General features: G+C 64.8%; 12 protein-coding genes. 1 reads left to right on the top strand and 11 read right to left on the bottom strand.

Going from position 1 to position 13365, the window contains the following annotated elements; translation table 11 throughout:
• Positions 1–3: 3 nt before the first annotated feature.
• From AC1DHL_RS02375 to coxB, 3 genes are read right to left on the bottom strand one after another with little or no spacing between them, the layout of a single operon-like run.
• Positions 4–342, bottom strand: coding sequence for a hypothetical protein (locus AC1DHL_RS02375; protein ID WP_478160303.1), 339 nt, complete (start codon positions 340–342; stop codon positions 4–6).
• Entirely contained in the window at positions 339–2876 is a 2538-nt protein-coding gene (ctaD, locus tag AC1DHL_RS02380; protein ID WP_478160305.1) for a cytochrome c oxidase subunit I, read from the bottom strand. Before ctaD ends, AC1DHL_RS02375 begins: the two co-directional genes overlap by 4 nt.
• Complete coding sequence (gene coxB / locus AC1DHL_RS02385; RefSeq protein ID WP_478160307.1) at positions 2873–3592, bottom strand: cytochrome c oxidase subunit II; 720 nt, start codon at positions 3590–3592, stop codon at positions 2873–2875. Before coxB ends, ctaD begins: the two co-directional genes overlap by 4 nt.
• Before the next feature lie 30 nt (positions 3593–3622).
• Here coxB and AC1DHL_RS02390 point away from each other — a divergent pair, with 30 nt between their 5' ends.
• Complete coding sequence (locus AC1DHL_RS02390) at positions 3623–4132, top strand: DUF2231 domain-containing protein (RefSeq protein ID WP_478102157.1); 510 nt, start codon at positions 3623–3625, stop codon at positions 4130–4132.
• On the opposite strand, the gene AC1DHL_RS02395 is transcribed toward AC1DHL_RS02390, so the two are convergent.
• From AC1DHL_RS02395 to AC1DHL_RS02430, 8 genes are all read right to left on the bottom strand, one after another.
• On the bottom strand, positions 4096–4608 hold the full coding sequence (locus AC1DHL_RS02395; RefSeq protein WP_478102156.1) for a CopD family protein: 513 nt from the start codon (positions 4606–4608) through the stop codon (positions 4096–4098). The genes AC1DHL_RS02390 and AC1DHL_RS02395 overlap by 37 nt on opposite strands.
• The gene (locus AC1DHL_RS02400) at positions 4605–5333 is read right to left on the bottom strand and encodes a cytochrome c oxidase assembly protein (RefSeq protein ID WP_478160309.1); all 729 of its coding nucleotides are present in this window, start codon (positions 5331–5333) and stop codon (positions 4605–4607) included. The genes AC1DHL_RS02395 and AC1DHL_RS02400 overlap by 4 nt, the downstream gene beginning before the upstream one ends.
• Positions 5334–5490: 157 nt before the next feature.
• Positions 5491–6600, bottom strand: coding sequence for a site-specific integrase (locus AC1DHL_RS02405; protein WP_478160311.1), 1110 nt, complete (start codon positions 6598–6600; stop codon positions 5491–5493).
• 232 nt (positions 6601–6832) lie between these two features.
• Positions 6833–7513 (bottom strand): Fe2+-dependent dioxygenase, encoded by a 681-nt coding sequence (locus AC1DHL_RS02410; RefSeq protein ID WP_478160313.1) that lies wholly within the window; start codon positions 7511–7513, stop codon positions 6833–6835.
• An 89-nt stretch (positions 7514–7602) separates the two neighbouring features.
• On the bottom strand, positions 7603–9930 hold the full coding sequence (locus tag AC1DHL_RS02415) for a catecholate siderophore receptor Fiu (protein WP_478160315.1): 2328 nt from the start codon (positions 9928–9930) through the stop codon (positions 7603–7605).
• Positions 9931–10155: 225 nt separating this feature from the next.
• Positions 10156–11523 (bottom strand): sulfite reductase subunit alpha, encoded by a 1368-nt coding sequence (locus AC1DHL_RS02420; RefSeq protein WP_478160317.1) that lies wholly within the window; start codon positions 11521–11523, stop codon positions 10156–10158.
• Positions 11520–12548: an FAD:protein FMN transferase gene (locus AC1DHL_RS02425; RefSeq protein ID WP_478160319.1), complete on the bottom strand. Its 1029-nt coding sequence runs from the start codon at positions 12546–12548 to the stop codon at positions 11520–11522. The genes AC1DHL_RS02420 and AC1DHL_RS02425 overlap by 4 nt, the downstream gene beginning before the upstream one ends.
• A gap of 5 nt (positions 12549–12553) precedes the next feature.
• Complete coding sequence (locus AC1DHL_RS02430; RefSeq protein ID WP_478160321.1) at positions 12554–13357, bottom strand: DUF4198 domain-containing protein; 804 nt, start codon at positions 13355–13357, stop codon at positions 12554–12556.
• Positions 13358–13365 lie beyond the last annotated feature (8 nt).

The following is a 13365-nucleotide window of genomic DNA, read 5'->3' on the forward strand; positions in this document are numbered from 1 at the left end:
GATTCAAATGCACGTCGTGAGCAGCAGCGGCGGGCCGAGGACCAGCACGGTGCTGGCGAAGGCCACGATGGTCGTCCAGACGATGACCTCGTGAAGAAAGCTTCCGGTGTTGCCGGAGCCTGCGTCCGGCGCACCTCTGGCGAAGTTGCGCCACATCCACCCGATCACGAGCAGGTGCGCGATGAACACAATGACGAGGCTCCAGCGGAGGGCGCCGGCCGACCAGCCGAAGGCGCAGCCGATGGCATGCAGCGCGTAGAGCACCGACAGGGCAAGGCACCATACGCCGAAGCCGCCCGCGAGCCACCAGATGCGGCGGGGCGGGACGATCACGTTGTTCACGGCCGTCCCCCGAGCACCGTCACCAGCGTCGGCAACGCAAGCACCAGGCCCAGCGCGATGATGCCCGTGACCAGCGTGTAGTGGACCCAGAGTTGCGTCAGGCGCAGGTCGCTGGAGCGCCGCTGTGAGATGTAGCCATTGCGGATGCGCTGGAAGTTGCTGAAGAGAAACAGCAGTCCGGCGCCGGCATGGAAGGCGACATAGCCCAGCAGCACCGAGGCCGTCGCGCCGAGCGCATGCTCGCGCGGATGCGGCGTGACGCCCAGGATCATCTCCACGACCGCTGCGACGGCCGCGATCAGCGCGATTGCGGTGAGTGCCATCCAGCCCGATGCCTTGCCGCTGGTTGTCAGCACCTTGAGCGAGCCGCGCGTCGAGAATGCCGCGACGATGAGACAGGCGATGGCGCCGAAGGCGAGCGGCCAGCTCGGCGTGGGCGGCGTCATCTTCTGCCAGTCGCCGCCGGCGAGCCAGAGATAGAAGGTGCCGAACACCAGCGAGGTGAACAGCGTGCCGTTGGCGAAGAGGGCGCAGACCAGCGCCAGGTGAGACGGTGTGCTTGCCACTTCGGTGTGCGGCGGCACTTCGACGCCGAGCCCGACCGGCAGCGGGCCGTAGTCGCGCGGCAGCCCCGCGCGACTGCCCGCGTAGACGAACAGGCCGAACGTGACCAGCGTCAGCGCGAGCGAGAGCCAATAGGCCTTGAACAGGAATCCCAGCACCACGCCGCCCGTGATGATGGCGGTGACCAGCGGGAGGTAGGTCGGATTCGGCAGCACGATCAACTGGTCTGGCTTGCCGCTCGTGATGTGCACGCCGAGCGCCTCCTGCCAGCCGTTGCGCGCGAATCCAAGGTAGCCCTCGCCGCGTGCGAGCGAGATGGCAAGCTCGCTCTTTGGGAGGTCTTCGGTCTGCGGACCCACGTGCGGGATCGAGGCGAACGCATACGGTGCCGGCGGAAGCGCCATCGCCCATTCGAAGGTCGTGGCTTTCCAGGGGTCGCGACGCACGCGGCGCCCGTAGCGCAGCTGCACCACCAGGTCGATGAGGAGCAGGGCGAAGCCGATCGTCATCACGAAGCCTCCGACGGAGGACAACAGGTTGAGCCAGTTCCAGCCTTCGTCGCCGCGATAGGTGTAGATGCGTCGCGGCATGCCCAGCAGGCCCGTCAGGTGCATCAGGAAGAAGGTCATGTTGAAGCCGATGAAGATCAGCCAGAACGCAGGCACCGACAGGCGGTGCACCGCGGTGCGCCCGGTGACCAGCGGCAGCCAGTAGTAGAGCGCGGCCATCATCGGGAATGCGAGCGCTCCGGCCACGACGTAGTGCATGTGGGCGACGACGAAGTAGGTGTCGTGCGCCTGCCAGTCGAAGGGAACCATTGCGAGCATCACGCCGGTCAGTCCGCCCATCGCGAAGATGAAGAAGAAGCCGAAGATGTAGAGCATCGGCACGCCCCAGCGCGGCTTGCCGTGCGAGAGCGTTGCGAGCCATGCGAACACCTGCACGGCAGTCGGCACCGCGACAATGGCCGACCCGGCCGAGAAGAAGGCGAGCGCCAGGTGCGGGATGCCCACCGTGAACATGTGGTGCACCCAGATCCCGAAACTCAGGAAGGCCAGCGCGATGATGGCGACCACGATCGCGCGATGGCCCACCAGTTGCCGGTTGGCAAAGACCGGGATCATCGTCGACAGCACTCCGGCCATCGGCAGGAAGATGATGTAGACGTCCGGATGGCCGAACAGCCAGAACAGGTGCTGCCATAGCAGCGAGTCGCCGCCGCGCGTCGGGTCGAAGAAGGGCAGGCCGAAGGCGCGTTCGAGCTCCAGCAGGATGGAGCCCAGGATCAGCGGCGGGAAGGCGATGATCATCATCAGCGCCGTCACGAGGATGTACCAGCCGAAGATCGGCATGCGGTCGAGCGACATGCCCGGCGCGCGCATCTTCAGGATCGAGACCGTGATCTCCATGGCGAGCGACAGCGCCGAGATCTCGACGAAGGTGATGCCGAGCAACCAGATGTCGGCGTTCACGCCCGGCGTGAAGACGTTGGAGCTCAGCGGCGTGTACATGAACCATCCGCTGTTGGGCGCAACGCCCAGGACCAGCGAGACGGTGACGATCGAGGCGCCGAAGAGATAGCACCAGTAGCCGTAGGCAGTCAGCCGCGGAAAGGCGAAGTCGCGCGTGCCGAGGATCTTCGGCGTCAGGTAGACCGCGAAGCTTTCCACCATCGGAATGGCGAACAGGAACAGCATCATCGACCCGTGCACCGTGAAGACCTGGTTGTAGGTCTCGGCGTCGAGGAACCCCGAATGCGGCGTTGCAAGCTGCACCCGGGTCAGCATGCCCAGCACGCCTGCGATGAGGAAGAACACGAAGGACGTGAGGAACATCCGCATTCCGAGGACCGAGTGGTTGACTGCGGCGAGCCGCTGCCATCCCGGCCCCGTGGCCCATATCCGGCTCAACTGGCGATGCAGCCGCAGTGCCTGCGCACCTTGCGGTTGCGGGTTGACGGATCCACTCATTTCTTCGCCTCCGGTGCTTCGAGCGCCTGTGTCAGAGCCGCGGAGAAGTCCTCCGGTCGATGGACGATGACGACGAAGCGCATGCCCGCATGGCCGATGCCGCAGAACTCGTCGCAGGTCCCTTCGTAGCGGCCGGGCTGGTCGGCCTGGATGCGCAGCCGATTGGTCCGACCGGGCACTGCGTCGATCTTGCCGGCGAAGCGCGGCACCCAGAAGGCATGGATCACGTCCTTGCTCGTCACCACCATGTCGACCGGCTGGCCCGCGGGCAGAAGCAGGACGTTGCGCGTCTCGGCGCCGCCGTGCTCGGGATAGCGGAAGGTCCAGAACCATTGCGCTCCCACCGCCTCGATGCGCTGCGGCGGCGCGCTGCCCGGCAGAGGCAGCAAACGTTCGCCAGTCACAAGGCCGTAAGCCAGCAACGGCAGCAGGACGATCGCAGGCAGCACGAGGCCACCCAGCACGATCCAGCGCATCGGCGGGACACTGGAGCCCCATCCCGGGCGCCTGATGACCTGGATGAAGATCCCGACGACGAGCAGGAAGAGAACGGCGGAGCCGATCAGCATCACCCACCAGAGCGTGGCGATGGATGCGGCGGCCGGCCCGGAAGGATCGAGTGTCGACAGCGGTCCGCTGCAGCCCGACAAGGCGGCCAACGATCCGGCTTGGAGCGTTGCGCGCAAGACGCTACGATGACCGCCGATCGACTGCATTGACTGCATCCGCTGCAAAGGAGAAGAAGCATGGCGAGCAAGAGCGACGGCACTTCGTCCCAGAGCGAAGTTCTCCTGGAACTGAAACGGCTCGATGTCGGCTCGGCCGTCGCGGTGATCGGTCATCCGATCCACGTGATGCTGGTGCATTTTCCGGTCGCCTTCGTGGTCGCGACACTCGGTGTCGATGTCTTGTACTGGTGGTCGGGCGACGTCTTCTGGCTGCGCGCAGGTGTGTGGGCGTCGGGCATGGCGTTCTGGAGTGGCGTGGCCGCGAGCATCGTCGGCACCGGCGAACTTCTGCTTGTCCGCGGTATTCGCTTGCATGAGGCCAGCTGGTCGCATGCCGTCGCTGCAATGACGCTGGTCGCGATCGCCGGTGCCAGCTGGGGCCTGCGACTGACCGACCCCGCATCCGTCTTGCCGCACGGCCTGGTGCTGTCGGCCATCGCTTCGGTCATGGTGGGCTTCGCCGGCTGGCACGGCGGCAAGCTGGTGTTCGATCATGGCATCGGCATCCTTGTGTCGCCGAAGGACTGATGCCACAAACGCGAGAGCCCGCCGGGCTCGAACAGGTGTGCCGCGAACATGTTCGAGTCGATGTGAGGCTTGGCCAGCACGACCCAAAGGATCGCCGCAATCAGCACCACATAGGCGACGGTGAGCGCCACGAATGAGAAGCGGCCGAAGTGGCCCTTCGGCATGAACAGCTGGTGCATGACCAGGCCGGCCACGACGTGCAGCATGGCCATGAGACCGACCAGCACCATCTTCACGGTGAACCATTCCACGAAGGTGGCCTGCAGGAAGATGAGCGCAGTGCCGGTGCCGATGGCGATGAATGCGGCGGGCGACGTCATCTCCACGTAGACCAGTCGCGTGATGCGGTGCAGGCGGTCGAGGTCTCCACCCTGCGCGAGCCCCTTGCGCTGCCAGAACAGAAACGGCAGGACGATCAGCCCTCCCGACCAGACTGCAATTGCAGCGAGATGGGCAAACTTGAGAAAGGTCGTCACAGGGCGGGCTCGCTGGGTCGAAGGCTGGACCATGCAAGCCAGAGCCCCACGCCGAGATAGGGCAGCATCGCGGGCACCCACATCAAGAGACCCGCGAGCTGCTGGTCGGCGATCGGCGTGAAGCCCCAGGACACCGCGCTCGCGATGTGCACCGGATACAGCGGCACCGAAGCGAAGACGATCAGCGCGCCGAGAAGGCCCATCTGCGCGATCGTCGCGACCAGCGCCATCAACGCAGGGCCGGTCGGCGTCGCGGTCGACAGGACGGCCCGCCACAACAGCCATGCGCTGCCCAGGAGCGAAAGCTGCATCAACCAATAGGCCGGCACGCTGGCAAGACCCCAGGCATAGGGGCCCGGCGCGTGCCAGAGCCACAGCACGACGGCGTGGACAGCGACCAGCATGGCGATCGCCGGAGAGCCCGCGCGCCGTACCGGAAAGGCCCGAGCCAGCAGCGGCGCAACGACGGCGACGAGCAGCATGTGGTGGAACACCCGCGCCGAGAACAGCGCCGAGGACAGCGCGCAAAGCGGCGAGACGAAGACGATGAACATCAGTCCGATCGCGGTCCAGCCTGCACGCGCGTCGGACGATTTGCCGCGGGCAACCATCACTGACAACGCGACGAGCGCCGCCAGCAGCAGCGGATCCGTATTCCAGCGCGTCCAAAGGTCCGCAGGGACCGGCGCGGGGCCGCAGTAGGCGATTGCGAAATCCAGCGTCACAAGACCACCCTTTCCCCGATTGCGGCGTCGCAGGTGATGCGGCGGCCGCCTTTGAGTGTCGGACAGGATAGTAGCTGTCACCCGAAGGCTCAAGCTTTGTATGAAGCCCTTGACAAACTCGAAGGTTGGACGGCATCCGGTCACCGTCGGGCGCCGGTCACGGCGGCAGTTGCAGTTGCAGCTTCTCGCGGATCGCCCGCGCTGTGAACGTCGTCTTCATCCCAAGCTGGTCGGACACCTCGGCGTCGCTCATGCCGCCGCGAATCAGGCGTGCCGCATAGGCGTTGCGCACAAGCTGCGGCCCATGGAATGCGGCCTGATGGCCCAGCGCCTCGAGCGTGCGCTTCACGCAGCTCGTCACGACCCGCTCGGCGAGGTCGGGCGCTACCGGGCTGCATGCGGCGCCGAGGCCGCCTCCGATCAGGTCCGCCGATTGCACCTTTTCGGCCTGACCGAGAAACAGGCGATTCGAGCGGCGACCGCCTTCTTCGTGATCACGCCGAGTCTGGACGATCTGCAGGCCGCTACGCTGGTCCAGCCAGCCTTGCAGGGCTTTTGCCAGCATCGACCGACCGGCCAGCGCGCGTGTGGCGACCTGCCGATGTCCCGGCGAACGGATTACCACCGTGCCGTCGTGTTGAATGGTGATGTTGCGCGGGATGAGCTTGCAGACTTCGGTGAGCTTCAGCCCGCACTCCGCCACGATCAGGCGCAGCGCGAAGTTGCGTGCCGGCGTCCACGCGTTCGGGAGCAGGGCGCGTTCCTCGTTGAACATCTTCCTGGCCATCTTCTCGTAGTCGATGAGGAAGGCCGGGCTGGGCGGGAGCGGCGGGTCGGTCTCGAACCGTGTCTCCGGCTTGCTGCGCTTTCGGGCCAGCACGGCGGCGGCCGGGTTGCTGTCAACGACCCCTGCCGCATGCAGATGCGTGAACACGCGGTTGATCTCGGCGAGGTAGGTCCGCATGGTGCGCACACTGGCCGGGGCATTGCCGCGGCCCTCGAGCGCCTGGAGGAAGGACTCGATGTGCGCCTGCTGGACTTTGTCGAGTCTCAGCGATCGGCCCGTCAGCCAACGGCAGAACTTGCCCCAGAACGAACGGTAGAGGTTGTTGCTGTGCTCTGTGTAGAGGGGCGCGTCGGCATCGGTCGTTTCCGTGCCGCGCTTCCAACTCAGCGTCGAGCGCCATTGCCGATGGGCTTCGATGGGGTTCTGCAACCAGGGCAGGTCGTCGGCCTTGGCGGAACTTATGGCGATGGTGCGTGACATGCGGTATCCGATGGGGGATCAGATGCGCGGTATATCACGAATGAGTGAGTCAGTTGGGCGCTTGCGAGAGCCATTTCTTGTAGACGGGAGGGGGTGGCGCGGGGGTGGGTAGAGCGTGTCGCTCGATTGGGGCGGGGGGTGTGATGGGGAGTCTTCTTAATGATATACCGTTCTGAAACGCGATAGCTTACTTGTTCCAGCGCACCTTGCGCTGCGCTCTGACAGCGCCCTCTCAGACCTCGGACCACATCCGCAGCAGGTTGTGATACTGGCCTGTCAGCGCCACCGTCTCATCGCACTCGCCCACGCGGGCACGCAGCTTCTGGATCACCTGGTCCAGATCGAAAAGCATGCCTCTCTGGCGATCGTCACGAATCATGCTTTGGAGCCAGAAAAACGAGCAGATACGCTCGCCCCGCGTGACGGGGTGCACGCGATGGAGGCTTGTCGACGGATACAGGATCAGGTCGCCGGCAGGGAGCTTGACCTCGTGCGTGCCATAGGTGTCGACCACCTCGAGTTCACCGCCGTCGTAATCGTCCGGATCGCAAAGGAACAGCGTGCAAGAGAGATCGGTCCGCAACTGTTGGCCGGTGCCGGGCACCATGCGTACCGATCCGTCGACATGCAACCCGTAGTGCTCACCGCCCTCATAGCGGTTGAACATCGGCGGCACGAAGCGAAGCGGCAGTGCCGCAGAGAAGAATATCTGACTGCGAGCCAGCGCATCCAGGATGGTCTTGCCGAATTCCCGGCCCACAGGCGATTGCTCGGGCAACTGTCGGTTGCGCTTGACCCGGGCGCCTTGCGCGCCGACGGATTCCCGCCCATCCACCCAATCGGCCGCATCCAGGGCAGCACGAATCTCGCGAACCTGTTCCGCACTCAGAACGTCGGGTACATGCAGCATCATCTTGCAGATTCCTCGGAACGAAAAAAGCCCCGACCGCGAGGCCGGAGCACGAGTGTCGCACCGCTCCGGCGCGAGCTCGTTGATCCGCGTCAGAACGCGAAGTTGGCCGTCAGGCGTGCAGAGCGCGGAATGCCCGGCGTGTAGCGGTAACCGCTCTTGTTGATGGCCGAGACGTATTCCTGGTCGAACAGGTTGTAGATATTCAGCTGAAGCTCGACGTTCTTGGTGATGCGGTAGGAAGCCATCGCATCGAACACCCAGTAGGCTTCGGCGTACGCCGGGGTGCCGATGGCGCCGTCGGTACCCCGGCTCAGCTTGCCGTTGTAGCGCGCACCGCCGCCAAGGGTCAGCCCGAACGGGAATTGATAGCTGGTCCAGAGCGTGAATGCGTTCTTGGGCGTGTAGGTCAATACGTTCTCGCCGCTGGCCGTGATCGCGGGACCACTCAGCACTTCGGTATCCATGGTCGTGAAGCCGGCGCTGACACCCCAGTTGTCGGTGATTGCCCCCGCCGCGCCGAGTTCAATGCCCTGCACCCGCTTCTTGCCGGTCTGGTAGTACTGCAGCGAGGTCGGATCCTGCACCACCTCGTTCTTGATCTCCGTACGGTAGAGCGCAGCCGTCAAAGCGAGCTTGTTGTGCAGCACGTCCCACTTGGTGCCCACCTCGTAGGTTGTGCCCTCCTGGGGCTTGAAGTCGGTCCGCGAGGCGCTGTTGCCTGTGCCGCTGGCCGCCAACGCGAAGTTGGCGCCGCCCGGGGGCTGGGCCGAGGTGCCCCAAGCAGCGTAGATGCTGCCGTTCTCCGCGGGCTTGTACACCAGGCCCAGCTTGCCGGACCACAGGCCGTCGGAGGATGACAGCGACGAAGGGATCAGCGTTCCAACTGGCAGCTTCGGATTGGCGGTGGCAGTCGACAGCGTCGAGGCACGGTAGTCAGTGCTGTAGTGGTCGTAGCGCACGCCGCCGGTCAATTGCCATTGCTCGTTCAGCTTTGCGGTGTCGAACGCATACAGGCCAACGGTGTCGGTGGAGCCGACGCTGTCCGCGCCGCTCGGTGTACGGCGGAAGCCGCTGACGTTCGGGTTGGGGTTGTAGAGGTTGGCTGCCGGCCAGGCGCCGGTATTGAAAGGCGCGCCCGAGGCGGGAGTGACATTGGGGCCGAAGAAGCCCAAGCTGGTCTGCTCTTCGCGGATCAATTCCAGGCCGGCGTTCATCGTGTGTCCGACCGAGCCCGTGTTGAACTTGGCGGAGACGTTGGTCTGGTTGGTGAACAACTCGTTGGTCTGGTCCTTGTTCGTGGGATTGCTCCGCGCGATGGTCCAGGTGTTCGGGTTCGCGACGACAGGGGTCAACAGGTTCGCTGCCGAACCCATGAACGAGGTCAGCATGTAGTCCTGCGACGTCTTGCCGTAGCGGGTCGTGTTGCGCAGGATGACGTCGGGCGTGACGTTGTGTTCGACGCGCGCCGTGAACATGTCGGCGGTCACATTGTTGAAGTCCGAAGTCGTGCCGTAGAAATTCGACGGGTCCACCGGCGACGCGAAGCTCAGGAATTGCCGCTTGGGATCCGGACTCGTATAGCCCGGCAGACCGACGGTCGGCACACCGCCATCCGGCACTCCACTCTGGTCCATGTGCAGATAGTTGAAGTAGAAGCGCGTCGGCGTGTTCAGACCGATCGCAATCGACGGTGCAACGCCCCAGCGCTTGGTGGTAATTTCATCGCGGCCGGCCACGCCGGAGTCATCCATGACCGCGTTCAGTCGGAACGCCGCGCCCGAGCCGTCGGTATTGGTGATGACCTTGTTCCAGTCGATGGTGCCGCGCTTGTAGTCGCCGCTGCCGAAGCCGATGGAGCCCAGGAAGGCGTCTTCCATGTTCGGCTGCTTGGAGATCATGTTGATGTAGCCGGTCGGCGAGGTGCGTCCGACGTCAGTACCGGACGGCCCCTTCACGACCTCGACCTGATCGATGTTGAACACGTCGCGCGTGATCGAGCCCATGTCGCGGATGCCGTCCACGAAGATGCTGCTCGAGGCGTCGAAGCCGCGCATGTAGATCGAGTCGCCGGTGCTGGTGCTGCCGTTCTCGCCGAGGTAGAAGGCGCCGGCGCCGGGGGTATTGCGCAGGGCTTCGGACAGCGTCGTGGCGCCTTGCTCCCGCATCAGCACTTGAGGAATGATCTGGACGGTCTGCGGCGTGTCGACGAGCGGCGCTGTGAACTTGGGGCTGGCCGAGTTGTCGACTTTCAACTCAGTGGCGGGGGTGTCCGCTTCGACGCGAACTTCCTTGAGGGTGTTGGTCGAGGTCTGAGCGGAAACGGGCAGTGTCAGTGCAAAGAGAGTGGCGGCTGCGGCGCTGCCGAACGGGGGCAAGGCGCGTGCAACAGCATGCTTGCGGCTCTTGATGTAGGCCATGAAGGTTCTCCGAAAAGGAAAGAAATGAGAACTTCACTGGCGGGTCCCGACGAACGCCGGCTAGGCGTCTGGGATTGGCTGGGTGAGCTGAGTCGCGATGAAATGCGAGTCCGATGCAAATGATAATGACTCGCAATACAAAACTTCACCTGCCGTTCATCTTTGTGTAGAAATTCAGGACGATTTGTTGCGCAATGTTGCCAGCAAGCAACGATGCGTGCGATTTCAGTAGACGTCGCGCCGATAACGGCCCAGGCCCGCGAGCTCGCTCATTCGCTCTGCGCCGACGATCTGGCGCAGAGCCGCGTCGACGCCGGATGCCATCCCCTGCATGCTCCCGCAGACATAGATCGCCGCACCCCGGTCGACCCAAGCACGCACTTCGTCGTGGGCCTGGAGCAGGCGATGCTGGACGTAGATCCGCTGCTCCCGGTCGCGCGAGAACACCATGTCGATCCGCTTCAGGACGCCCTGATGGCGCCACGCCTCGATCTCGTCGCGGCAGAGGAAGTCGTACTCCGCGTTGCGCTCACCAAAGATCAGCCAGTTGTCGTTCTCGTTCGCCACAGCCCTTGCGCGAAGATGGCCGCGCAGGCCGGCCAGGCCCGTCCCGTTGCCGATGAGGATCAGCGGGCGTTCGGCATTGCCGTCGAGTCGGAAATTGCGGTGCGGCCGGATACGGAATTCCACTGTGTCGCCAATGGCCAGTGTCGAGGTCAAAAGCCCCGATGCGGCGCCGAGCGAACCGTCGGGATGCCGCTCCTGGCGAACGAGGAGTTGCAGTTTGCCATCGGCGCACACCGAGGCGATCGAGTAGTCCCGGGGACGGCCAGGATCCTTTGCGAGCGTGATCTGCGCAATGTCTCCCGATTCCCAAGTTGGCAGCGATTCGGCCAAAGGCGCAAAAGCCAATTCAAAGACGGGCGCGCCCGCGCTGCCCGCATTCAGCAAGGTGCGCGCAGCGAGACGCCAGCGTGTCGCCGTGCCCGAGGGAGACGCGGACGGGATGGAAACCGCTTCAACGCCGCTGCATTGGGCCTCCCAGGCCGCGAGCGTGGCCGGATCTCCGTTGTCGACTTCGATCCGGTCGAAATGCCGAATCGCACCTCGGGCATGCAACCACTCGTCGAGCAGGCGGCCGAACGCGCAGAAATTGGCGTACTGGCGATCTCCCAAGGCAAGGACTGCATACCGGAGAGAAGAGAAGTCAGGTGCGGTGCGCATCACTTGCTCGGTGAAAACGCTCGCGCCGTCCGGTGGGTCGCCTTCGCCGTAAGTGCTGGCGATGAAGAATGCCCGGCGCGCGTTGCGCAGCGTGTTGGCGTCGACCTTGTTGAGCGGCATCAACTGCGCCGGCATACCGCCTTCATGGAGCCATCGCGCCGTCTGCCATGCCAGCGCTTCGGCCTGGCCAGTCTGGCTTGCGAAGAGTACGAGTGCAGCTTCGCTGGTGTCACTGCCGGCGAACGCCGAGGCTGCTTGCGCGTTGACGATTCGCATCTGGCGCTGCCGGAAATACACAGCCAGGCACAGCATCGTGTACGCGAGCGCGGTCGCGCACGCGGCCAGCGCTCGCACCGTGGGCTCGCTCATGCGGCACGCGCCCCAACCGGCCACCACTCGCTGGTTCGCTCGATGTGACCGGCGCCTTCGCGCAGTACGAACAATGCGGGGATCTTGTGCCGCCGCGCGAAAGCGAGACCTTCGTCGAGGCCCAGCACGGTGAGCACCGTCGCGAGCGCATCTGCCTGCATGCATTGCGGGTGCAGCACGGACACCGATGCAATCGCATTGCACAAGGGTTCACCCGAGCGCGGATCGATGGTGTGCGACCAGCGCCGCCCACCGCGGTCATGCACATGCCAGCGATCCCCCGACGTGGCGATGGCCATGTCGGCCAGTGCAATCCGCCGAGTCAGCCCGGGCATCGTTTCGATCATCACCTGCCATGGCTCGCCGCCGGGACGCCGACCTGCCGCGCGAAGTTCTCCCCCGATCTCGACCAGGAAATCGCGGAGACCTGCATCATGCAGGGCGGCAGCGACATGGTCGACCGCGAATCCCTTGGCAATTCCGGAAAGGTCGAGGGCGCAGCCGCCGGGCTGCAGGATCGAGCGGTCCGCCTCGTCGACCTTCAAGCGTTGCCATCCCACGCGCGCACGCGCCGTGGCGATTTCACCTTGATCGGGCACGGCCACTGATGCTGAAGCGTGTGCCCCGAATCCCCACAAAGCAACGAGCGGGCCAATGGTCGGATCCATGGCTCCGCCACTCGCCGAGGCCCAATGATTTGCACACGCGAGCACTTCGGCGAACTCCGCTTCGATGGCGTGCCGGCTGCCCGCGGCGGCCCGGTTGAAGCGGCTGATGTCCGATGCGGACTCCCAGGTGCTCATCTGCGCGATCACGCGCTGCAATGCAGCCTCCACGTTCGCCCGGACGGCGGGGAGCGGCATCATCGCGGGATTGTCCATGCGCACCGACCACGTCGTGCCCATGCTCCGACCCGCCAGGGTCTGCAAGGTGACGGGGTCGGCTCGTCGCGGCGCGGCGGCGTTCGCATAGCCGCCCGCACGCCACGTCGCGAATGAAATGCGCTGCGCGGGCGGGTTCTCCAATGGGCTCAGGGCATCACTTCCAGCGTTGCGGCGTAAGTCAGACGCCGCTCCTTGGCCTGCGGTACCGAGGTCTTGCCGTCCTTGGTGATGGCTTCGAGCCAGTACATGCCAGCCTGCGGCCACGTCACGGTGAACTGTCCCTTGGCATCGGTCTTGATCGCGACCTCGTCGACCTTGTCGCGGTAGCGCGTGTTGCCGGGCGTCACGTTGACTTCGATGTCCTTCGCGGGCTGTCCGTCGATCTGCAACGCAAAGGTGGCCTTCTCGCCCTTGACCAAGTCCGTCGGATTGGCCGCGACAAGCTCAAGGCCCTTTCCGATCGGCTTCAGCGTGCTCGGCTTGCCAACCGTCACGAAGGTCTCGATGCGTCCTGCCGATTGCGTCACCTCGACCTCCTGCGCGTCGGCCGGAATCTGACCGGCGATGCTGGCAGGCGTACCGCGGGCACGCTTCACCTGGCCGGTGGCCTTGTCCTTCCAGCGCGCGAAGACGCCATCGTTGAGCACCGCGATCCGATAGGTACCGGGCTGCGCGAGGTTCAGGTCGAACACGCTGCGCAGCTTGCCCTTGTGGATGTTCTCCGCTGCGACCGCACTGCCGTCGGGCGCCGTGATGCTGAGGTTGTCGAGTCCGAGCGGGTTGTGATTGAAGAAGAACAGATCGTTCGAGACGGCCGCATCGACCGTGATCCAGTCTCCCTTGGACAGGACGGTGCTCGACGGCAGCAGCCACACGTTGTGTGCCTGGACCGCGGCAGTGCCGGCGGAAAGAGCAAGCGCGATGGCCGCGGTACGGAAAGCAGACTTCATGGTGAATC

The sequence above is a fragment of the Variovorax sp. 10L426 genome (genome assembly GCF_056395305.1).

Excerpts from the sequence above, each read along its gene's own strand:
- AC1DHL_RS02390 (WP_478102157.1), top strand. The coding sequence starts at position 3,623 with ATGGCGAGCAAGAGCGACGGCACTTCGTCCCAGAGCGAAGTTCTCCTG.
- coxB (WP_478160307.1), bottom strand. The coding sequence starts at position 3,592 with ATGCAGTCGATCGGCGGTCATCGTAGCGTCTTGCGCGCAACGCTCCAA.
- AC1DHL_RS02410 (WP_478160313.1), bottom strand. The coding sequence starts at position 7,513 with ATGATGCTGCATGTACCCGACGTTCTGAGTGCGGAACAGGTTCGCGAG.
- AC1DHL_RS02415 (WP_478160315.1), bottom strand. The coding sequence starts at position 9,930 with ATGGCCTACATCAAGAGCCGCAAGCATGCTGTTGCACGCGCCTTGCCC.
- AC1DHL_RS02430 (WP_478160321.1), bottom strand. The coding sequence starts at position 13,357 with ATGAAGTCTGCTTTCCGTACCGCGGCCATCGCGCTTGCTCTTTCCGCC.
- AC1DHL_RS02405 (WP_478160311.1), bottom strand. The coding sequence starts at position 6,600 with ATGTCACGCACCATCGCCATAAGTTCCGCCAAGGCCGACGACCTGCCC.
- AC1DHL_RS02420 (WP_478160317.1), bottom strand. The coding sequence starts at position 11,523 with ATGAGCGAGCCCACGGTGCGAGCGCTGGCCGCGTGCGCGACCGCGCTC.
- ctaD (WP_478160305.1), bottom strand. The coding sequence starts at position 2,876 with ATGAGTGGATCCGTCAACCCGCAACCGCAAGGTGCGCAGGCACTGCGG.